This is a genomic window from Mangrovibacter sp. MFB070, assembly GCF_000705335.1.
GTDB lineage: Bacteria > Pseudomonadota > Gammaproteobacteria > Enterobacterales > Enterobacteriaceae > Mangrovibacter > Mangrovibacter plantisponsor.
In genome coordinates this window covers 214038-235792 of sequence record NZ_JJMI01000053.1, presented here as the reverse complement: position 1 = coordinate 235792, position 21755 = coordinate 214038, and the positions used below count along the sequence as shown (strand labels likewise).

Annotated in this window: 19 protein-coding genes; 17 read left to right on the top strand and 2 right to left on the bottom strand. The window is 52.3% G+C overall.

Features of this window, described 5'->3' with window-relative positions; translation table 11 throughout:
- The first annotated feature begins 66 nt into the window (after positions 1 to 66).
- Together DT73_RS24205 and DT73_RS24200 are read left to right on the top strand one after the other, a co-directional pair.
- Positions 67 to 657: a DUF1007 family protein gene (locus DT73_RS24205; RefSeq protein ID WP_036116478.1), complete on the top strand. Its 591-nt coding sequence runs from the start codon at positions 67 to 69 to the stop codon at positions 655 to 657.
- The gene (locus DT73_RS24200; protein WP_036116381.1) at positions 648 to 1652 is read left to right on the top strand and encodes a nickel/cobalt transporter; all 1005 of its coding nucleotides are present in this window, start codon (positions 648 to 650) and stop codon (positions 1650 to 1652) included. The genes DT73_RS24205 and DT73_RS24200 overlap by 10 nt, the downstream gene beginning before the upstream one ends.
- A gap of 46 nt (positions 1653 to 1698) precedes the next feature.
- On the opposite strand, the gene suhB is transcribed toward DT73_RS24200, so the two are convergent.
- Positions 1699 to 2502: an inositol-1-monophosphatase gene (gene suhB / locus DT73_RS24195; protein WP_036116379.1), complete on the bottom strand. Its 804-nt coding sequence runs from the start codon at positions 2500 to 2502 to the stop codon at positions 1699 to 1701.
- 119 nt (positions 2503 to 2621) lie between these two features.
- On the opposite strand from suhB, the gene trmJ reads away from it, so the two are divergent.
- The 11 genes from trmJ to sseB all read left to right on the top strand — a co-directional run bounded on the left by trmJ (position 2622) and on the right by sseB (position 11398).
- Positions 2622 to 3356 carry a tRNA (cytosine(32)/uridine(32)-2'-O)-methyltransferase TrmJ gene (gene trmJ / locus DT73_RS24190; RefSeq protein ID WP_036116376.1) on the top strand — a complete coding sequence of 245 codons (735 nt, stop codon included), beginning with the start codon at positions 2622 to 2624 and terminating at the stop codon, positions 3354 to 3356.
- A 125-nt stretch (positions 3357 to 3481) separates the two neighbouring features.
- Positions 3482 to 3973, top strand: coding sequence for a Fe-S cluster assembly transcriptional regulator IscR (gene iscR / locus DT73_RS24185; protein ID WP_036116374.1), 492 nt, complete (start codon positions 3482 to 3484; stop codon positions 3971 to 3973).
- Positions 3974 to 4084: 111 nt separating this feature from the next.
- A complete protein-coding gene (locus tag DT73_RS24180) occupies positions 4085 to 5299 on the top strand; it encodes an IscS subfamily cysteine desulfurase (protein WP_036116372.1) in 1215 nt (404 codons plus the stop codon).
- 30 nt (positions 5300 to 5329) lie between these two features.
- Positions 5330 to 5716, top strand: a complete 387-nt coding sequence (gene iscU, locus DT73_RS24175; RefSeq protein WP_036116369.1) for a Fe-S cluster assembly scaffold IscU — start codon at positions 5330 to 5332, stop codon at positions 5714 to 5716.
- A gap of 48 nt (positions 5717 to 5764) precedes the next feature.
- Entirely contained in the window at positions 5765 to 6088 is a 324-nt protein-coding gene (gene iscA / locus DT73_RS24170; RefSeq protein WP_036116367.1) for an iron-sulfur cluster assembly protein IscA, read from the top strand.
- 78 nt (positions 6089 to 6166) lie between these two features.
- Complete coding sequence (gene hscB, locus DT73_RS24165; RefSeq protein ID WP_036116365.1) at positions 6167 to 6682, top strand: co-chaperone HscB; 516 nt, start codon at positions 6167 to 6169, stop codon at positions 6680 to 6682.
- A gap of 64 nt (positions 6683 to 6746) precedes the next feature.
- Positions 6747 to 8597: a Fe-S protein assembly chaperone HscA gene (hscA, locus tag DT73_RS24160; protein ID WP_036116363.1), complete on the top strand. Its 1851-nt coding sequence runs from the start codon at positions 6747 to 6749 to the stop codon at positions 8595 to 8597.
- 1 nt (position 8598) lies between these two features.
- Positions 8599 to 8934 carry an ISC system 2Fe-2S type ferredoxin gene (gene fdx / locus DT73_RS24155; RefSeq protein ID WP_036116360.1) on the top strand — a complete coding sequence of 112 codons (336 nt, stop codon included), beginning with the start codon at positions 8599 to 8601 and terminating at the stop codon, positions 8932 to 8934.
- A 12-nt stretch (positions 8935 to 8946) separates the two neighbouring features.
- On the top strand, positions 8947 to 9147 hold the full coding sequence (gene iscX / locus DT73_RS24150; RefSeq protein WP_036116357.1) for a Fe-S cluster assembly protein IscX: 201 nt from the start codon (positions 8947 to 8949) through the stop codon (positions 9145 to 9147).
- A 95-nt stretch (positions 9148 to 9242) separates the two neighbouring features.
- Entirely contained in the window at positions 9243 to 10532 is a 1290-nt protein-coding gene (gene pepB, locus DT73_RS24145; RefSeq protein ID WP_036116354.1) for an aminopeptidase PepB, read from the top strand.
- Positions 10533 to 10603: 71 nt separating this feature from the next.
- Positions 10604 to 11398 carry an enhanced serine sensitivity protein SseB gene (sseB, locus tag DT73_RS24140; RefSeq protein WP_036116352.1) on the top strand — a complete coding sequence of 265 codons (795 nt, stop codon included), beginning with the start codon at positions 10604 to 10606 and terminating at the stop codon, positions 11396 to 11398.
- A gap of 41 nt (positions 11399 to 11439) precedes the next feature.
- Here the strand turns inward: sseB and sseA are convergent, their stop codons facing one another.
- Positions 11440 to 12279 carry a 3-mercaptopyruvate sulfurtransferase gene (gene sseA, locus DT73_RS24135; protein WP_036116350.1) on the bottom strand — a complete coding sequence of 280 codons (840 nt, stop codon included), beginning with the start codon at positions 12277 to 12279 and terminating at the stop codon, positions 11440 to 11442.
- Positions 12280 to 12458: 179 nt separating this feature from the next.
- On the opposite strand from sseA, the gene DT73_RS24130 reads away from it, so the two are divergent.
- The 4 genes from DT73_RS24130 to DT73_RS24115 all read left to right on the top strand — a co-directional run bounded on the left by DT73_RS24130 (position 12459) and on the right by DT73_RS24115 (position 21666).
- On the top strand, positions 12459 to 17399 hold the full coding sequence (locus DT73_RS24130) for an alpha-2-macroglobulin (RefSeq protein ID WP_036116348.1): 4941 nt from the start codon (positions 12459 to 12461) through the stop codon (positions 17397 to 17399).
- A 3-nt stretch (positions 17400 to 17402) separates the two neighbouring features.
- Positions 17403 to 19739, top strand: a complete 2337-nt coding sequence (gene pbpC, locus DT73_RS24125) for a peptidoglycan glycosyltransferase PbpC (protein ID WP_036116346.1) — start codon at positions 17403 to 17405, stop codon at positions 19737 to 19739.
- Positions 19740 to 19900: 161 nt separating this feature from the next.
- Complete coding sequence (ndk, locus tag DT73_RS24120) at positions 19901 to 20332, top strand: nucleoside-diphosphate kinase (RefSeq protein ID WP_036116345.1); 432 nt, start codon at positions 19901 to 19903, stop codon at positions 20330 to 20332.
- 161 nt (positions 20333 to 20493) lie between these two features.
- On the top strand, positions 20494 to 21666 hold the full coding sequence (locus DT73_RS24115) for a bifunctional tRNA (adenosine(37)-C2)-methyltransferase TrmG/ribosomal RNA large subunit methyltransferase RlmN (RefSeq protein ID WP_036116343.1): 1173 nt from the start codon (positions 20494 to 20496) through the stop codon (positions 21664 to 21666).
- Positions 21667 to 21755 lie beyond the last annotated feature (89 nt).

The following is a 21755-nucleotide window of genomic DNA, read 5'->3' as shown; positions in this document are numbered from 1 at the left end:
TCACAAAATTTTATGTTGAGGAACTCTGTTTTGAGAAACGCCATGAAATATAAATGGATTTTACTTATGACGTTGACCTGTACTGGCCCGCTTCTGGCTCATCCCCATAGTTTTATTGATATTCAAACTCATGCGGTGGGCGACACACAGTTATCCAGTCTGCAAATGCGCTGGGAGATGGATGAAGTAACATCGGCCGACTTGCTATACGACGCAGGCGAAGCACCTGAAGGTGATGCAGTGTGGCAGAAACTGGCGCAGGAAGTTATGGACACGATTCGCCAGCAGCACTATTTCACCACGTTGTGGTATGACCAAAAACCGGTGAAATTGCAGGCCGGGCCAGATAGCGGGAAGCTGTATAAAACAGGGCACAAAGCTGTGTTGTCTTTCACGCTCGTGCCGGATACACCTTTAGCGCTTGCCGGGCACACCTTTCGCCTGCAAACCTATGATCCAACCTACTATGTAGACATGTCCTGGGTGAAAGACAGCGATGTCACCTGGCCTGGCGAGTGTAAAGTTGCAGTAAAAACCCCCAAACCCGATGCTGATATGCGGGCCTGGGCGTTATCGCTGGATAACCAGTCTGTACCAGACGAAGACCTGGCTTTAGGCGAGCATTTTGCCCAAAAAGTGGAGGTGACATGTCCTTGATCTTCACCCCACGCAGCCAAAAGGTCCGGGGCAGAGATCTCTGGCCGTTATTCGTCTTTGTTATTGGTCTGGTGGTTGCCTGCGCCTGGTTGTGGGCTAACTGGTCACTAGTGTTGTTGCAAAGTGCTGCCTGGCAACGGGAACTGAATCAACTGGTGAGCCAACTATTGCGGGGTATCGCCAGTACGCCTGTTAAGTCCGGCGTTATGCTGGTTGGCGTGAGTTTCTTATATGGGGTTTTGCACGCGCTGGGGCCGGGGCATGGGAAAGTGGTTATTGCGACATGGCTGGCAACAAACCCTGCAAAACTAAAAACCAGCCTGCGTATGACACTGGCGGCTTCTTTGCTGCAGGGCCTGGTCGCTGTGATGCTGGTTTTTGTGGTTCTCTATTTGTTGGGGCTGCCATCGCGCCAGCTTCATTACAGCCACTATTTGCTGGAAAAAGCGAGCTTTATAGTGGTGACTTTGCTGGGTGTTATGCTCTGTTTGCGGGCTGTACGCCAACTGTGGCGCACACTAAAACATCCACTACGTTTTAAGCGCCTGTACCCTGCAGGCAGCACAACTCCGGCTCATATCCATTCTGCTCATTGTGGTTGTGGGCACCAGCATATGCCTTTACCTGAACAGGTTTCGCAGGCAACCACCTGGCGCGAGAAAGCTTTAGTTATTGGTTCTATGGGGATGAGGCCTTGCTCCGGCGCAATCATGGTTCTGCTGTTCAGCAAAGTGGCTGGCGTATTTTTCTGGGGAATTGTTGCGGCGATGGCTATGGCGGCGGGCACAGCGCTTACTATTTCATTGTTAGCTTTTTTAACGCACGGCTGCCGGGCCCTGGCGCAACGCCTGGTACGGGAACGTGGGGTGGTTTACTGGCAACAAACTGCCTGGGCAACTCTTGCTCTTGCTGGAGGAGTGGTGCTTTGTGTCTGCGGCATTGTGTTGTGGCAAAGTACTGAACTGGTCTTGCCTGGCTTACGGGGAAGGGGGTAAATCCACAGTTCCCTTCTCCGCATGGCAGAGAAGGGAAAAGCGTAACTTAGCGTTTCAGTGCTTCGCTCAGCTCATCACGCATGGTAGACAGCATGTTTTTTACTACACGCGGGTTACCAGCAACGATGTTACCGGTGGTCAGGTAGTTGTGGCCACCAACAAAGTCGCAAACCAGGCCGCCAGCTTCACGCACCAGTAATTCACCAGCCGCGAAATCCCACGGGCGCAGGCCAATTTCAAAGTAGCCATCCACGCGGCCAGCGGCAACGTATGCGAGATCCAGTGCAGCAGAACCGGTACGGCGGAAGTCAGCACATTCAATGAACAGTTTGCCCATAATATTCATATAGGTAGTGGCGTACTGTTTGGCCTTGAATGGGAAGCCGGTTGCCAGAATGGTTCCGTCCAGATCACGGGCAGTGCTGCCACGCAGACGGTAGCCATTGAGCTGTGCGCCCTGGCCACGAACGGCAGTGAAAAGTTCATTGCGCATTGGATCGTAAACAACAGCCACTTCGGTGCGGCCTTTGATACGAACAGCAATAGAAACAGAGAAGTGCGGTAAACGCTTAACGAAGTTGGTCGTGCCATCCAGCGGATCGATAACCCATTGTACATCCTGGTCAGTACCGGCCAGTTCACCACTTTCTTCAGTAATAATAGTGTGCTGAGGGTAAGACTTTTGAATAACCTCAATAATCAGACTTTCGGCGGCTTTGTCCACGTTAGTCACGAAGTCGTTGGTGCCTTTCTGGCTTGTTTCAACGCTATCCGGGGTTTCGTAATTTTTGGCAATTAGGTTACCCGCCTTGCGTGCAGCGCGCACGGCGATATTGAGCATTGGATGCATCAGGTTTCTCTCGCTGGATGTTAAAGAACAGGAAAACGGGCGGAGTATAGCAGAGGGTTCGGAATATGTCTCAGGTTTATGCTAATATGGCGCGATATTCTTAATCTGCTGTGAACATTATGCTGCAAAACATACGCGTAGTACTGGTTGAAACGTCTCATACCGGCAACATGGGTTCTGTTGCCCGTGCCATGAAAACCATGGGGTTAACCAATCTTTGGCTGGTGAATCCATTGGTAAAACCTGACTCACAGGCAATTGCACTTGCTGCGGGCGCCAGTGATGTCATTGGTGATGCACAGATTGTAGATACACTGGATGAAGCTCTGGCAGGATGCAGCCTGGTGGTGGGCACCAGCGCACGTTCCCGTACTTTACCCTGGCCAATGCTGGATCCGCGTGAATGTGGTCTGAAAGCAATAGAAGAAGCGCAACATGCGCCTGTCGCTATTGTCTTTGGCCGTGAGCGTGTTGGCCTGACGAACGATGAACTGCAAAAATGCCACTACCATGTTGCTATTGCAGCAAATCCGGATTACAGCTCCCTTAATCTGGCTATGGCTGTGCAGGTAATTGCCTATGAAGTGCGTATGGCATTTTTGGGCCAGAGCGACGCTCATAAAAGTGAGTCTGAACCTGCTCCTTATCCCCTTGTGGATGACCTGGAACGTTTTTATACGCACCTGGAACAGGTGTTGCTGAATACCGGGTTTATTCGCGCCAACCACCCCGGCCAGGTCATGAATAAACTGCGCCGTTTGTTTACCCGGGCACGCCCGGAGAGCCAGGAATTGAACATTCTGCGTGGCATTCTGGCGTCGATTGATCAGGGTGAACGCCCGCACGAAAAATAGTTGACTAAAATAGTCAGGTAAATAGTTGACCAATTTACTCAGGAATGTCAGACTTGTCTTCGCTGTGCAAAACTATTCTATGATAAACCCCCGGCTCGAGGGGCATTTTTGAGGTTAAGTAAGACATGAGACTGACATCAAAAGGGCGCTATGCCGTCACCGCAATGCTGGACGTTGCACTTAACTCCGAAGCGGGCCCGGTTCCGTTGGCTGATATCTCTGAACGCCAGGGAATTTCGCTCTCTTATCTGGAGCAGTTATTCTCCCGCCTGCGTAAAAACGGCCTGGTTTCCAGTGTTCGCGGTCCTGGCGGCGGATACCTGCTGGGTAAAGATGCCACATCCATCGCTGTGGGTGAAGTGATTAGTGCAGTAGACGAATCGGTAGATGCCACCCGTTGTCAGGGTAAAGGCGGCTGCCAGGGCGGAGATAAATGCCTCACTCATGCTTTATGGCGTGATCTGAGTGACCGCCTGAGTGAATTCCTCAATGGTATTACGCTGGGTGAACTGGTGAATAACCAGGAAGTGCTGGATGTTGCTGACCGCCAGCACGGCGATAACACTCTTCGCAGTTCGCGTCCGCAAGACGCCATCAATGTTAAATTACGCGCATAAAAACGTAATAATATAGTTATTTCGAATCAGGCCAGGGTTTCCTGGCCGCTGATATTACGCCGTTATTGGCCTGGTTCGCCGCATTGAAGTGATGTACGGAGCTTAAGAGCGATGAAATTACCGATTTATCTTGATTACTCAGCCACAACGCCGGTTGACCCGCGTGTTGCTGAGAAGATGATGCAGTTTATGACAATGGATGGGACTTTCGGCAACCCGGCCTCCCGTTCTCACCGTTTTGGCTGGCAGGCAGAAGAAGCTGTGGATGTGGCTCGTAACCAGATTGCTGAACTGGTTGGTGCAGACCCGCGCGAAATCGTCTTCACCTCTGGCGCAACAGAATCCGACAACCTGGCAATTAAAGGTGCTGCAAACTTCTATCAGAAAAAAGGCAAGCACATTATTACCAGTAAAACAGAACACAAAGCAGTTCTGGATACTTGCCGCCAGCTAGAGCGTGAAGGTTTTGAAGTGACTTACCTGGCACCGCAAAGCAACGGTATTATTGACTTAAAAGTTCTTGAAGCAGCAATGCGTGATGACACCATTCTGGTTTCTGTCATGCATGTGAATAACGAAATCGGCGTGGTTCAGGATATCGAAGCTATCGGCGAGTTATGCCGTGCGCGTGGCATTATCTACCATGTTGATGCGACCCAGAGCGTAGGTAAATTACCTATCGATCTGAGCAACCTGAAAGTTGACCTGATGTCTTTCTCTGGCCACAAAATCTATGGCCCGAAAGGTATTGGCGCGTTGTATGTTCGCCGTAAACCGCGTGTGCGTATTGAAGCGCAAATGCATGGTGGTGGTCATGAACGTGGTATGCGTTCAGGTACGCTGCCGGTTCACCAGATTGTTGGTATGGGTGAAGCCTACCACATTGCCAAACAAGAAATGGCAAGTGAATCTGCTCGCCTTGGTGCACTGCGTGAACGCCTGTGGAATGGCATTAAAGACATTGAAGAAGTCTACCTCAATGGTTGCCCGGAACACACCGCACCAAACATCCTGAACGTCAGCTTTAACTATGTTGAAGGTGAGTCACTGATTATGGCACTGAAAGACCTTGCGGTTTCTTCCGGTTCCGCCTGTACGTCAGCAAGCCTTGAACCTTCTTATGTGCTGCGTGCTCTTGGTATGAGCGATGAGCTGGCTCACAGCTCTATTCGTTTCTCATTAGGGCGTTTTACGACAGAAGAAGAAATTGATTACACCATCGAACTGGTTCGTAAATCTATCGGTCGTCTGCGTGAACTTTCTCCGCTGTGGGAAATGTTTAAACAGGGTATCGATCTGACGACCATCGAATGGGCTGAACATTAATCAATAAGCAGGACATAAGGAGAATTCACCATGGCATATAGCGAAAAAGTGATTGATCACTACGAGAATCCCCGTAACGTGGGTTCCTTTGATAACAACGACGAAAACGTTGGTAGCGGTATGGTTGGCGCCCCGGCATGTGGCGACGTCATGAAACTGCAGATCAAAGTAAATGATAACGGCGTGATTGAAGACGCACGTTTTAAAACCTATGGTTGCGGTTCCGCAATTGCATCCAGCTCACTGGTTACTGAGTGGGTAAAAGGGAAATCCCTGGATGAAGCACAGGCGATTAAAAATACTGACATCGCTGAAGAGCTTGAATTGCCGCCAGTGAAAATTCACTGCTCCATTCTGGCAGAAGATGCTATTAAAGCCGCAATTGCTGATTACAAAAGTAAACGCGAATCAAAATAATGTCTTCCGGGCTTGCCCGGAAATCTGAAAGCTTATTGAGGTTGTTGTATGTCGATTACCCTTAGCGACAGTGCTGCTACTCGAGTTAACACTTTTTTAGCTAACCGCGGAAAAGGTTTTGGCTTGCGCCTTGGGGTGCGTACCTCGGGTTGCTCCGGCATGGCTTATGTACTGGAGTTTGTTGACGAGGCGGCCGCAGAAGATGTGGTGTTCGAAGACAAAGGCGTCAAAGTGGTTGTCGACGAGAAAAGCCTGCGTTTTCTTGATGGCACTCAGTTGGACTTCGTAAAAGAAGGCCTGAACGAAGGGTTTAAATTCACTAACCCTAACGTGAAAAATGAGTGTGGCTGCGGCGAAAGTTTTAACGTCTGACAGCACACCCTCCACCGACCCCATAGCAACATGTTTGCTGTGGGGTATTGCTTTTAGTCTGCAAACTCCGGAACGTTTATGGATTACTTTACCCTGTTTGGGGTGCCGGTAAGTTATTCGCTCGACAGCAGTCAACTGGCGGACCGGTACCAGGAACTGCAGCGTCAGTTTCACCCCGATAAATTCGCCAGCTGCCCACAAGCGGAACAATTACTGGCGGTTCAGCAGTCCGCCAACATCAATCAGGCGTGGCAGACCCTGCGTCATCCTCTTTCTCGTGCAGAATATATTTTGTCCTTGCATGGCTTTGACCTGGCAAGTGAACAACATACGGTGCGTGATACCGCATTTCTGATGGAGCAACTGGAATTACGTGAAGAACTGGATGGCATTGAGCAAAAACGTGATGAGGTTCGTCTGGAAGCGTTTTTAGCACGCGTCACGCAAATGTATAATTCGCGCCATAAAGATATGGTGTTGCTGCTCGATGCCGAACAGTGGGAAAGCGCCGCAGACAGTGTGCGTAAGTTGCGTTTTCTGGACAAATTACGCTCGCAGGCAGAACAACTCGAAGAAAAATTGCTCGATATTTGATGCTGGTGTTTTCCGGCAACCATCAACCACCTGGTAACCCAGGTGATGAATTTGGAAGCTTAACATGGCCTTATTACAAATCAGTGAGCCCGGCATGAGTGCTGCGCCGCATCAGCGCAAGCTGGCGGCGGGGATTGACCTGGGGACCACAAACTCGCTGGTGGCGACGGTCCGTAGTGGGCAAACTGAAACCCTGGCTGACCATGAAGGGCGTCATTTGCTGCCATCAGTGGTGCACTATAGTGCCACGCAACATTTGGTCGGTTGGGAAGCGCGTACCAATGCCGCCCAGGATCCTGCCAATACCATCAGCTCAGTAAAACGCCTGATGGGCCGTTCACTGAGTGATATTCAGGCTCGCTACCCGCATTTACCCTACCAATTCCAGTCCAGTGAAAATGGCCTGCCGCTTATCGTTACTCCGGCTGGCGCACTGAACCCGGTACGGGTTTCAGCAGATATTCTCAAAGCGCTGGCGGCAAGAGCGGTTGAAACACTCAATGGCGACCTGGACGGTGTGGTTATTACTGTACCGGCTTATTTTGATGATGCTCAGCGCCAGGCAACCAAAGATGCAGCCCGTCTGGCGGGTTTGCATGTACTGCGTTTGCTGAATGAACCTACTGCTGCGGCGATTGCGTATGGCCTGGACTCCGGCCAGGAAGGCGTGATTGCCGTGTATGACCTGGGCGGTGGTACTTTTGATATTTCTGTTCTGCGCCTGAATCGCGGTGTGTTTGAAGTGCTGGCAACCGGTGGGGATTCCGCGCTGGGTGGTGATGACTTCGACCATTTGTTGGCAGACTGGCTGTGTGAGCAGGCAGAGCTGAATACTCCGCTGGATAGCCGCCTGCAACGCCAGGTGCTGGATACAGCAATTGCCACTAAAATTGCGCTGAGCGACGCACAACAAACTGAAGTGCGTATTGGCGACTGGCAGGGCACAGTTACGCGTTCACAATTTAACGAACTGATTGGCGCTCTGGTTAAACGGACTTTACTCTCCTGCCGCCGTACGTTGAAAGATGCCGGTATCGATGCCAGTGAAGTGCTGGAAGTCGTGATGGTGGGGGGCTCTACTCGTGTACCACTGGTGCGTGAACGGGTAGGTGAGTTTTTTGGCCGTACCCCGCTGACGTCAATCGACCCGGATAAAGTTGTGGCAGTTGGCGCGGCGATTCAGGCAGATATTCTGGTGGGTAACAAACCTGACAGCGAAATGCTGTTGCTGGATGTCATCCCCTTGTCACTGGGCCTGGAAACGATGGGTGGCCTGGTGGAAAAAGTCATTCCGCGTAACACCACGATCCCAGTGGCCCGCGCCCAGGAGTTCACCACCTTTAAAGATGGCCAGACTGCAATGGCGATTCATGTCTTGCAGGGGGAACGTGAGCTGGTAACTGATTGCCGTTCACTGGCTCGTTTTACCTTGCGTGGTATCCCGGCAATGCCGGCTGGTGGTGCGCATATCCGTGTCACTTTCCAGGTGGATGCGGACGGGCTGTTGAGTGTAACAGCAATGGAAAAATCGACCGGAGTAGAAGCGTCGATTCAGGTCAAACCGTCTTACGGTCTGTCGGATGGCGAAATTGCGTCCATGATCCAGGATTCCATCAGCTTTGCTGAGCAGGATGTCAGCGCTCGTATGCTGGCAGAACAAAAGGTTGAAGCTGCCCGTGTTCTGGAAAGCCTGGCCGGAGCTCTTGATGCAGATGGTGCCTTGCTGGACGAAGAAGAACGCCAGGCGATAGATACTGCAGCAGCACAACTGCAGGATGCCGCTCAGGGAAACTCCCCTGACTCCATTGAAAATGCAATAAAAAATGTTGATAAGCAAACCCAGGAATTCGCTGCGCGCCGGATGGATGCCTCCATTCGTCGGGCGTTGAAAGGCCATTCCGTCGACGAGGTTTAATATGCCTAAGATTGTTTTTCTGCCCCACCAGGATCTTTGCCCGGATGGCGCAGTTTTGGAAGCACAGACGGGTGAGACGATTCTTGACGTTGCTCTGCGCAACGGCATCGAAATCGAACATGCCTGTGAGAAATCCTGCGCCTGCACTACGTGCCACTGCATTGTGCGTGAAGGTTTTGATTCCCTGCAAGAAAGCAGCGAAGATGAAGACGATATGCTGGATAAGGCCTGGGGGCTGGAACCAGAAAGCCGCCTGGGTTGCCAGGCGAAAGTTACGGATGAAGACCTGGTGGTTGAGATCCCGCGCTATACCATTAACCATGCACGTGAACACTAACAGGAGAGCGACATGGGGTTAAAATGGACCGATAGCCGTGAAATAGGTGAAGCGCTGTACGACAGCCGCCCGGATGTTGATCCGAAGACGGTGCGCTTTACCGATATGCATCAGTGGATTTGCGAACTGGATGAATTCGACGATGATCCCAGTGCATCCAATGAAAAAATTCTTGAAGCCATCCTGCTGGTTTGGCTGGATGAAGCGGATTGATACCAGGTACGGGCTGCATTTAGCGGCCCGTTTTTGCGTCTGTCCGCGGCATATTTTTTGTGTGAATCGTTACACACAGTTTAAGGATACCAACAATGACAACTGAAGTGATGAACATCACGCTGTCCAGCACACCCGCCGATGCGCGCTGGGGCGAAAAAGCACTGTACAGCATCAATAATGAAGGGATTACCCTGCATTTAACCGGCAACAATGATAATGCGTTGATCCAACGTGCTGGCCGCAAAATTGATGGCCTGGGGTTCAAACAGGTCGCTCTGGCTGGCGAAGGTTGGGATGTTGAAAAAAGCTGGGCATTCTGGATGGGCTACCGTGCGCCAAAAGGTGTGCGCAATGTTGAATGGCCGGTGCTTCCTGAGTCAGAGCAGCAGGAGCTCAATAACCGCCTCAAGATTATTGACTGGGTGCGTGACACTATTAACCTGCCGGCAGAAGACTTGAGCCCGGAACAACTGGCAACCCGTGCTATTGATTTATTAGTGGATGTCGCGGGTGACCAGGTGAGTTACCGCATCACTAAGGGTGAAGATTTACGTGAACAAAACTATGCCGGTATCCATACCGTTGGGCGTGGTTCTGCGCGTTCACCCGTGTTGCTGTCCCTGGATTTTAACCCCACGGGCGATGCAGATGCTCCGGTATATGCCTGCCTGGTGGGTAAAGGTATCACCTTTGATTCTGGTGGCTACAGCCTGAAACAAAGCAGCTTTATGGATTCCATGAAGTCTGACATGGGTGGGGCTGCGCTGGTGGCGGGCTCACTCGCTTTCGCGATTACTCGTGGCCTGCAAAAGCGCGTCAAACTGCTGTTATGCTGTGCCGATAACATGGTGAGTGGTAACGCGTTTAAACTGGGTGACATCATTCGCTACCGCAACGGCAAAACCGTTGAAGTGATGAACACTGACGCCGAAGGCCGCCTGGTGCTGGCCGATGGCCTGATTGATGCCAGCGCATTAAAGCCAGAGTTGATTATTGATTGTGCGACATTAACCGGTGCGGCGAAAACTGCGTTGGGTAACGACTACCATGCGCTGCTGAGCTTTGATGATGCACTGGTCAGTAAATTGATGACCAGTGCAACTGCGGAAAATGAAGCCTTCTGGCGTCTGCCGCTTGCGGAGATCCACCGCCATCAGTTGCCATCAAACTTTGCTGAGCTGAATAACACTGCCGGAGCTGTTTCCCCGGCTGGTGCCAGCACAGCTGCGGGCTTCCTGTCGCATTTTGTCGAAAACTACCAACAGGGTTGGTTGCATATCGACTGCTCAGCGACATACCGTAAGTCTGCTGTTGATCTGTGGTCTGCTGGTGCGACCGGGATTGGTGTGCGCACACTGGCTAATCTGCTGACCAACGACTGAGTTGCCTGTGTAATCCGGAGCCTGGGGGGCTACCTCAGGCTCTTTTCTTACCTGTACTTGATGAAAGCAAGATGGCCGATAACCAATCTCAACCTACTTCTCAAAATCAACTGGAAACACTGCTGGAACAGGCTGCGACTGAACCTGCATGGCGCCCGGCATTTTTCCGCGAATTACTTGATGCCAGCGTTTGGGTGCCGGGCTCTTCGCCTGATGAAGCCGTGATTACGGCAGATTCTGTAGTTGACCTGCAGCACTGGGAAAAAGAAGACGGCACATCCGTGATTCCGTTTTTTACTTCTGTGCAGGCGCTCGAACAGGTCGTGGCTCACGAGCAGGCTTTCATTGTTATGCCTGCCAGAGTGCTGTTTGAGATGACTCTGGGGGAAACCCTGTTTCTGAATGCCCGTTTACCAACCGGGAAAGAGTTCCTGCCCGGTGAAATACGCCACTTGCTGAGTGAGCAGGGTTCACCACTGGCAGAGCACACGGTGCTGGAAGGTGGCAGCCAGTTGCAACTCTCTGCTGTGGAAAACCCACCGGCACAATTAGTTGAGTCACTGACTACGTTATTTAAAAACCACAACCGGGTAAAACGCGCGTTTCTGTGCACGCTGAAAGAGTCACCTGAAGAGGCGGGTAATTACCTGATTGGTATTGAAGCCGAAGGGGATATTGAACCTCTTATCTATGAAGCCGGGAATGTGGCTGCCGATACGCTTACGGGCGATGAACCGGTAGACATTTGCCTGGTCGCAGAAGGAGAAGCGGGAATCAGCCACTTTATGCTGGCCCACCTGACGCCTTTTTATGAACGGCGCTGGGGCAGTTTTCTGCGTGATTTGAAGACACAGCGCATTCTGTAAAATTACCCCGGCAGGGGAAACTGCCGGGGTAATCTGTTAACTCAGGGTTCAACCGGTAAATCGGTTCGGCTTCCCCATTCACTCCATGAACCGTCATACAGCGATACACCGTTCACATCCAGTGAAGTGAGTGCCAGCACAACCACCGCGGCAGTGACGCCAGAGCCACAACTGGCAATAATCGGCTTGCCAAAATCCACACCAGCGCGAGTGAACACTGCGGTTAACTCTTCCGGAGTTTTTAATGTGCCATTCTCAACCAGTGTTGCCCAGGGCACATTTAGCGAGCCCGGTATATGCCCACGGCGTAAACCCGCACGGGGTTCATCAACTTCTGCGTTGAAACGCGAAGCGGCCCGGGCATCAACAATTTGGGCAGTACCTTCATGGCTGACCAGTAACACATCCGTGACGTTTTTTATTACCAGTGGGTCGAAATGGACGTCAAAATCGCTTTCCGGTAGGGAAGGAGTACCCGTTTCCAGTGGCAGGTTTTGTTTGCGCCATGCGGCCAGACCACCAGACAAAATCGAAACGGTTTCCACGCCAAAAGCCCGCAACATCCACCAGGCGCGTGGGGCAGAGAACAGGCTGCCGTCATCATAAACGACCAGATGTTTATCCTGATGAATGCCCAGCTCACGCATTGCAACCGCAAAGGTTTCCGGGCGCGGCATAGTGTGTGGCAACGGGCTGCTGTGGTCAGATAATGCTTCAATATCAAAAAAAGGCGCACTGGGGAGATGGCCCGCCAGATACTCTTGCTGCATATCGAAATTTTCATTGCCCACAGCTGCCATGCGGGCATCAATGACCTGGACTTCCGGGTCGCTCAGGTGCTCAAGAAGCCACTCAGGGGTGACAAAAAAAGCAGTACTCATGTTGGCCTCCTTTAATCATTTATTGGTTAATTCTCGGTGTTTACGTATGTAATTACAACCAACACGCGCATGACATTGACCGGGCTAACATACCGAATCCAGGGATATGGCAAAAAGCGAATCTTTAGCATAATACTGGTTTATCTTTTTACCGGCCTTTTTCGGCCAGGGATACCGCCATGAAATATGCCCGCTATGCTTGTGTGGCAGCCTTATTCTGCGCCCTCAGCGCACTGAGTGGCTGCGATGATAATACAACGCCTGCGTCAGGTTCAGCGCCGCAGTCACAGGCTTCTGCCCCTCAAGAACAAAAAACGGATGCCGCACAACGGGAAAAACTGGCGAAAGCGAGTGCAGGAAAGCCGTTTACACTCCAGGATTCCTCTGAAATTCAGCTCGACGGTGCCAGCACGTTGGCACTGACATTCTCGGTTCCCCTCGACCCTGACCAGGATTTCTCCCGGTTTGCACATGTAGTGGATAAAGAAAAAGGCAAAGTGGATGGCGCCTGGGAGTTATCAGACAATTTAACCGAATTGCGCCTGCGTCACCTTGAACCTCGCCGTGAGTTAACGATTACTCTCGACCCGGGTCTGAAAGACATTAATGGCCAGGCCTTTGGGAAAACCTGGCAATCTTCACTGACCACGCGTGATATTGAGCCGGTAGTAGGTTTTGCCAGCCGAGGCTCACTGCTCCCGACAAAAGTGGTAAAAGGCCTGCCAGTCATGGCACTTAATATCAGCCAGGTAGACGTCAATTTCTACCGGGTAAAACCCGAGTCTCTGGCGGCGTTTATCAGCCAGTGGGAATACCGTAACAGCCTGAGTAACTGGGAATCAGACACCCTGCTGAAAATGGCAGACCTGGTGTATACCGGGCGGTTTGAACTCAACCCGGCAGCTAATACCCGGGAAAAACTGCTGCTGCCGCTTGGGGATATCACTCCGCTACAGCAGCCCGGTGTTTACCTTGCAGTAATGAACCAGGCGGGGCATTACAACTACAGTAACCCGGCAACGTTATTTACCCTGAGTGATATCGGGCTGTCACTGCACCGCTATCACCAGCAAATGGATATTTTCACGCAAAGCCTGGAAAACGGTAGCGGGCAACAGTCCGTTGATATTCAGTTGCTCAACGATAAAGGCCAGGTGCTGGCGAATGCCACAACGGACAACCAGGGCCATGCCAGCCTGAAAACCCCAGAGGGTGCTGCACTGTTACTGGCAAAACATGACGGGCAAACCACAATGCTGGATTTAAGCCAGCCAGCACTGGACCTGGCAGAGTTCGATATTGGTGGTCAACCTGGTTACAGCAAACAGTTTTTCATGTTTGGCCCACGGGATCTTTACCGCCCAGGAGAGACTGTTGTCATCAATGGGTTACTGCGTGACAGTGATGGTAAACCCGTGGCAGACCAGCCGGTAAAACTGGACGTGGTTCGCCCTGACGGGCAGGTAGCACGCACCACTGTTTTGCAGCCGCAAAACGGCTTGTACCAGTACCATGTCACTCTGGATAAAAATGCATTAACCGGCCAGTGGCATCTGCGCGCCAATGTGGGCGATAACCAGGCGCGGAGCTGGGATTTCCAGGTTGAAGATTTTATGCCTGAACGCATGGCGTTACGTGTCGATGTTCAGCCGCAGCCTCTGGCTCCGGGAGCTGATGCGGTATTCCGCGTTCAGGGGCGCTATCTGTATGGTGCTCCGGCTTCGGGTAACACCCTGCAAGGGAAACTTTTCTTGCGCCCATTAAGGGATGCTGTTCCTGCACTGCCTGGCTTCGAGTTCGGCAACATCAGTGAAGCAAATCTTAGCCGCAGCCTTGATGAAGTCCAGACCACGCTGGATGATACTGGCCGGGTAGATATTTCCGAAACCAGCCAGTGGAGTGATACCACTTCGCCAGTAAAAGTGATTTTCCAGGCAAGTTTACTCGAATCAGGTGGTCGCCCGGTTACGCGCCAGCGTGAACAGGCTGTCTGGCCGGCAGAAGTGTTACCGGGTATTCGCCCGCAGTTTGCTAAAAAAAGCACTTACGATTACCGCACGGGGAGTGAATCCAGCCAGGCGGTGGTTGATGAAAATAGCCAGGCCGGGTTCGATATTGTTTATGCCCGCCCGGATGGTTCACGAGTGGCAGTTAATGGGCTTACTGCGCGGCTCATTCGGGAACGGCGCGATTATTACTGGAACTGGTCTGAAGATGATGGATGGACATCGCGCTACGATCAGAAAGACCTGGTAGAAGGGGAACAAACCCTCAATCTTGCTGCTGGTGAAACCGGCAAAGTGAGCTTCCCGGTAAGCTGGGGATCTTACCGCCTTGAAGTGAAAGACCCGGAGGGGAACCTCAGTAGTGTTCGTTTCTGGGCCGGTTACAGTTGGCAGGATAACAGTGACGGCACCGGTGCCCAGCGCCCGGACCGCGTGACGATGAAAATCGATAAACCCTCTTATCAACCAGGCGACACTATTCAGTTGCATCTGGCGGCACCGCAAGCCGGTAAGGGGTATATCATGGTGGAATCCAGTGATGGCCCACTATGGTGGCAGGCTATTGATGTTCCCGCTGATGGCATGGACCTGAGTATTCCGGTAGACAAAACCTGGCATCGCCACGACCTCTACCTCAGCGCTCTGGTTGTCCGCCCTGGTGACAAAACACAGGCGCTTACCCCGAAACGGGCTGTTGGCCTGCTTCATCTGCCATTAGGTGACCAAAGCCGTCGCCTGGATGTGGCATTGCAGGCACCGGTTAAAATGCGCCCCAACCAGCCGCTTACTGTGAAGGTACAGGCTAAAGCTGCCAACGGTGCTTTGCCGGATAAAGTCTACGTGTTGCTCTCAGCTGTAGACAGTGGTGTGCTGAATATCACTGACTATGTTACGCCGGACCCGTGGCAGGCGTTCCTGGGGCGTAAACGCTATGGTGCCGATATTTATGATATCTACGGCAATGTGATTGAAGGCCAGGGGCGGATGGCTGCACTGAAATTTGGTGGTGACGGCGACGACCTGAAGCGTGGTGGTAAGCCGCCAGTGAATCACGTCAACATTATTGCCATGCAGGCTCAACCAGTGGCGCTGAATGCCCAGGGGGAAGGTACGGTCACATTGCCCATTGGTGATTTTAATGGGGAACTGCGCCTGATGGCACAGGTGTGGTCAGCAGACCGTTTTGGCAGTAGTGAAAGCAAAGTCGTTGTTGCCGCACCGCTGGTGGCTGAGCTCAGTACACCGCGCTTTTTGGCCGGAGGCGATCACTCTCGCCTGGTGCTGGATCTCTCTAACCTGACGGATAAACCTCAGCATCTGACTATTTCCATGGCTGCCAGTGGGCTGCTGAGCCTTGATGCCGGCAATACACAAAGTGTGGCGCTGGCTCCACAGCAACGTACCGCGCTGTCGATTCCGGTTCAGGCCGGGCAAGGTTATGGCGATGGAGTACTGGACGTTACGATTAACGGCATTTCCCTGCCTGGTGAAACATTCAATCCGCTGAACAAACAGTGGAAAATTGGTGTGCGTCCTGCTTTTCCTGCACAAACTATCAGTGCCGGAACCCAGTTGATGCCGGGTGAACTGTGGCGCTTGCCAGCAGGCTGGCTGGACGGGCTATCGGCGTCGACACTGGAAGGTAAGCTGCTGATAAGTGGGCGGCCACCACTGAATCTGGCCCGTTATATCAGCGAATTATATGCCTGGCCATACGGCTGCCTTGAACAAACCACCAGTGGGTTGTTCCCGTCACTGTATACCAACCGGGCGCAGTTACAGGCTCTGGGAATCAAAACGTCAAGTGACGAAAAACGCCGGGAGGCAGTAGAAAGCGGTATTGCTCATTTGCTCGAAATGCAGCTGGAAAATGGCGGTTTTGGCCTGTGGAGCAAAGACAGTGCAGAGGAATACTGGCTTACTGCTTATGCTACTGATTTCCTGATTCGCGCCAGCGAGCAAGGTTACAGTGTGCCAGTCGCCGCTCTGGATAAAGCCAATAACCGGTTGTTACGTTACCTGCAAGACCCGGGCATGATTAGTGTGCGCTACAGTGATAACCCGGCAGCCAGCCGTTTCGTGGTGCAAAGCTATGCGGCTCTGGTGTTGTCCCGCCAGCAAAAAGCGCCGTTGGGTGCTCTGCGGACTCTGTGGGATAAACATGCTGCAGCGCCATCCGGCTTGTCGCTGGTGCAGTTGGGCATTGCACTTAAACGCATGGGGGATACAGAGCGCGGCCAGCAGGCATTGTTAAGCGGTATAGCAATGCCCCGTAAGACGCATGCCTGGTTAGGTGATTACGGCAGCCCGGTGCGCGACGAAGCCCTGGTATTAAGCCTGCTGGAAGAAAATAACCTGATGCAAAACCAGCAGCCGGCCTTGTTGGCTGCCCTTTCCCAGGCAGTATGGGGCGAGGCCTGGCTATCAACTCAGGAAAATAATGCGCTGTTCCTCGCGGCCCATAATACCGCACTGCAAGGGGCAGAATGGCAGGTACAAAACCAGAACGGCGAAACCCTGTCGGGCAAAACTGACCAGGTTTCAGTGCTGTCTGCCGCGCAGCAATCTGCTCTGAGTCTCACCAATACGGGAACGGGCCCCTTGTGGGTACGTTTGGATAGTACTGGCTACCCGGAACAGCCACCTGCACCTTACAGCAATGTGGTGCACATTGAGCGCCATTACCTGGATACTCAGGGCAACACACGCTCACTCAGTAACCTGCACAGTGGTGAATTGGTGTTGGTATGGCTCGATGTCTGGGCAGATAAACGTGTTCCTGACGCACTGGTGGTTGATTTACTCCCCGCCGGGCTGGAGCTGGAAAACCAGAACCTGGCAAGCAGTTCGGCCTCGCTCAGTGAGAATGGTTCAGAGGTGCAAAACCTGATTAACCAGATGCAACAGGAAGATATTCAGCATATTGAGTTCCGTGATGACCGCTTTGTTGCGGCAATGACACTTAATGAAGGGCAGCATTCAACACTGGTTTATCTCGCCCGTGCGGTGACGCCGGGGGTTTACCAGGTGCCCGTTCCTCAGGTTGAATCTATGTATGTGCCACAGTGGCGCAGTACAGGAAATGCGATGGGCTTGTTACATGTGGCGCCCTGATTAATGCAACCGGGGAAATATAAAATTTGCTGGAAATTGTGGGGCGGCTGCCTGGCCGCCTTTTTCTTGCTAATTGCTGGCTTGTTGCTTGCGGACAGGCTTTGTCCTTTGCCATTACATAATGTTCACCCTGCCCGTATTGTGGTGACAGAAGACGGTACACCGCTGTGGCGCTTTGCGGATGAAAACGGCGTCTGGCGCTATCCGGTTGAGCCCGATGAAGTTTCCCCACGTTATCTGGAAGCGTTAATCAATTATGAAGACCGCTGGTTCTGGCATCATCCGGGAGTGAACCCGCTCAGCCTGGTTCGCGCAGCCTGGCAGTGGGTTCGCAATGGTGAAGTGGTGTCGGGTGGAAGCACGCTGACCATGCAGGTGGCTCGCCTGATTGACCCACAACCCCGTACAATCACGGGTAAATTGATTCAAACTGCCCGGGCGCTGCAACTGGAATGGCACCTTTCCAAACAGCAGATTCTGACGCTTTACCTTAACAGGGCACCTTTTGGCGGCACGCTGGAAGGGGTGGGCGCAGCCAGTTGGGCGTACCTTGGTAAATCGCCTGCACACCTGACAGATGCGGAAGCCGCACTACTGGCTGTATTGCCACAGGCTCCCAGCCGGTTACGCCCGGACCGTTGGTCAGAAAGGGCACAAAAAGCACGCGATAAAGTGCTGGCCCGGATGCAGGAAGAGCATATCTGGTCTGCCCGGCGGGTGCGTGAAGCCATGCAGGAACCTGTATGGCTTGCTCCCCGGCAAAGCCCACAACTGGCACCGTTACTGGCACGTTACCTGCTGACTCAGGATAATCACCAGCGGATTGTCACCACGATTGATGCCACCCTGCAGAGCCAACTGGAAACCCTGGCACTTAACTGGAAACACCGCCTGCCACCGAAAACATCGCTGGCGATACTGGTCGTTGACCACCAGACCATGAAGGTGCGTGGCTGGGTGGGGTCGGTCGATTTAAACGATGACAGCCGGTTTGGCCATGTTGATATGGTTCGGGCTGTCAGATCTCCAGGTTCATTACTGAAACCTTTTCTGTATGGCCTGGCGCTGGATGAAGGGTTAATACACCCCGGTTCATTACTTCAGGATGTACCCCGGCGCTTTGGCGATTATCGCCCGGGGAATTTTGACAGCGACTTTAATGGGCCAGTAAGCATGAGTGAAGCACTTGTGCGCTCGCTTAACTTGCCCGCGGTACAGGTTCTGGATGCGCTGGGGCCGAAAAATTTCGCCGGTCATTTGCGTAATATAGGGTTAAACCTGCGCCTGCCTGCTGCGGCGGAACCTAATTTGTCATTAATTTTGGGCGGGGCAGGAACCCGACTGGATGAACTGGTCTCTGCTTACAGTGCGTTTGCCCGGGAAGGGAAGGTTGCCAGGTTACGCCTGCAACCACAACAACCATTGGTTGAACGGCGGTTACTGTCACCCGGTTCAGCCTGGATAATTCGCCGTGTTCTGGGTGGTGAGGAACAACCATTGCCGGATGGCGCACTCCCTGCCGTTGCGCCTTTTGCCTGGAAAACGGGTACCAGTTATGGCTACCGTGATGCCTGGGCAATTGGTGTTTCACCCCGTTACCTGATTGGCGTCTGGACCGGGAGGCCAGATGCGACACCGGTTGCCGGGCAGTATGGTTTTGCCAGTGCAGTACCGGTGATGAACCAGGTTAACACGCTGCTCAGGGCAAACACCGGCCTGGCACAAAACCGTGAGCCAGCAGACCCAAGACCTGGCAGTGTGACATCCGGTACGATTTGTTGGCCTGGAGGCCAGAGCCTGCCTGAAGGCGACAGTAATTGCCGTCGGCGGGTATTTACCTGGTTACTGAATGACAGCCAGCCGCCAACATTACTGGCTCCAGGGCAGGAAGGCCCTTCCGGTATAGTGCAGCGCCTTTGGCTGAACTCAAAAGGGTTGCGTGTTGGTGCTGATTGCAAAGATGCACACCCGGCAACATTACTGTTGTGGCCCTTGCCACTGGAGCCCTGGCTACCTGAGAAGGAGCGGCGTGACACGCGGTTACCTGCTGTATCCACCCAGTGCCCGCCTATGGTGCAGGCAAACCTTAGCCCGCTGTTATTGCTCGGTGTGCGTGATGGCGCTATGGTGAAACCACCTGCCGGGCAGGCGGTACTGAATATGCCACTTTCCACGCAGGGTGGTGGGCATGACCAGTGGTGGTTTTTGAATGGCGATGCCCTGCCACAACAGGGTAATCATGTGACGTTGTCCTTGACGCATTCAGGGGAATACCAGGTGCTGGTAATGGATGACAGCGGGCAAATTGCTGCAGCGCACTTTACTTTGCTGCCCAAATAACTCGCGAAGTCATCACTTTGTATGGGGTTGTTGCTAAAACGCAGCTTATTTTAAAAAAATGTTACCTTTGTCCATAGGCAAGGCGGTAACAGGTCATTATAATCTGCGCCACTTTGTTGCCGGGTTCCCCTGGCATTTTTAGAGAGCAAACAGAGGTAATCATGGCAATTGAACGTACTTTTTCTATCATCAAACCAAACGCTGTTGCAAAGAATGTAATTGGCAGTATTTTTGCGCGTTTTGAAACCGCAGGGCTGAAAATTGTTGCCACTAAAATGGTGCACCTGACTCAAGAGCAGGCGCGTGGTTTCTATGCTGAGCATGATGGTAAGCCGTTCTTTGATGGCCTGGTTGAGTTCATGACTTCTGGCCCTATCGTTGTTTCTGCACTGGAAGGTGAAGACGCAGTACGCCGTCATCGTGAAATCCTGGGTGCCACTAACCCGGCGAACGCACTGGCAGGTACACTGCGTGCTGATTACGCAGACAGCCTGACTGAAAACGGTACCCACGGTTCAGATTCTGTTGAGTCTGCGGCCCGTGAAATCGCATTTTTCTTTGCTGAAGGCGAAGTGTGCCCGCGCACCCGCTAATTGCTGCCTTTATTTGTGCTGTGATGCGTTAAGGCGTAGCATCACTGGCAGAGAATTTGTACAATGCTGCGCCCCGGATGAGCGAGCCTGCTCACCCGGGGCGTATCTATTTACTCATTTACCTGGGGCCATAACGTGTAACAACGAGGCCGGAAAACTTTATGTCACAACAGATTACCGCACCTGAGTCCGTCACCGTTTCTGACTCGTCAAATTCAAATACCGGCAAAATCAACCTGCTGGATCTTAACCGCCAACAAATGCGCGCCTTTTTCACTGACATGGGTGAAAAACCGTTTCGCGCCGATCAAGTCATGAAGTGGATCTATCACTATTGCTGTGATGATTTTGACGAAATGACTGACATCAACAAAGTGTTACGTGGCCGTCTGAAAGCTGTCGCCGAAATTCGCGCACCAGAAGTGGCTGAAGAACAACGCTCTTCTGATGGCACAATTAAATGGGCAATTCAGGTTGGCAGTCAGCGCGTTGAGACCGTGTATATCCCTGAAGATGACCGGGCTACACTGTGTGTTTCATCACAGGTTGGGTGCGCACTGGAATGTAAATTCTGTTCTACCGCTCAGCAAGGCTTTAACCGTAATTTACGGGTGTCTGAAATTATCGGGCAGGTGTGGCGTGCCGCTAAAATTATTGGTGCGGCGAAAGTCACCGGCCAGCGCCCAATTACCAACGTGGTAATGATGGGAATGGGTGAGCCATTGCTCAACCTGACCAACGTGGTTCCGGCCATGGAAATCATGCTGGATGACTTTGGCTTTGGCTTATCCAAGCGCCGGGTAACATTATCCACATCAGGCGTAGTACCTGCTCTGGATAAACTGGGCGACATGATTGATGTGGCTCTGGCGATATCTCTGCATGCGCCAACAGATGAAATCCGTGATGAAATTGTCCCGATTAATAAAAAATACAATATTGAGACATTTCTGGCAGGTGTGCGCCGTTACCTGGAAAAATCAAATGCCAACCAGGGGCGTGTCACGGTTGAGTATGTCATGCTCGATCATGTGAATGACGGCACTGAACATGCACATCAACTGGCGGAGTGTTTGAAAGACACGCCATGTAAAATTAACCTTATTCCCTGGAACCCGTTCCCGGGGGCACCTTATGACCGTAGCTCCAACAGCCGAATTGACCGTTTTTCCAAGGTGTTAATGGAGTATGGTTTTACCACCATCGTGCGTAAAACACGTGGTGATGATATTGACGCCGCCTGTGGTCAGTTAGCCGGTGATGTTATTGACCGGACCAAGCGTACAATGCGTAAACGTATGCAGGGTGAACCGATTGCAGTGAAAAGTGTCTGACAGGCAGACCTGTGGGCGAAGGCCTGAATATTCAGGTTTTCGTCCACCGCTTGTGATGTGTCATCAATTGTGACAACGAAAGTCTCTGT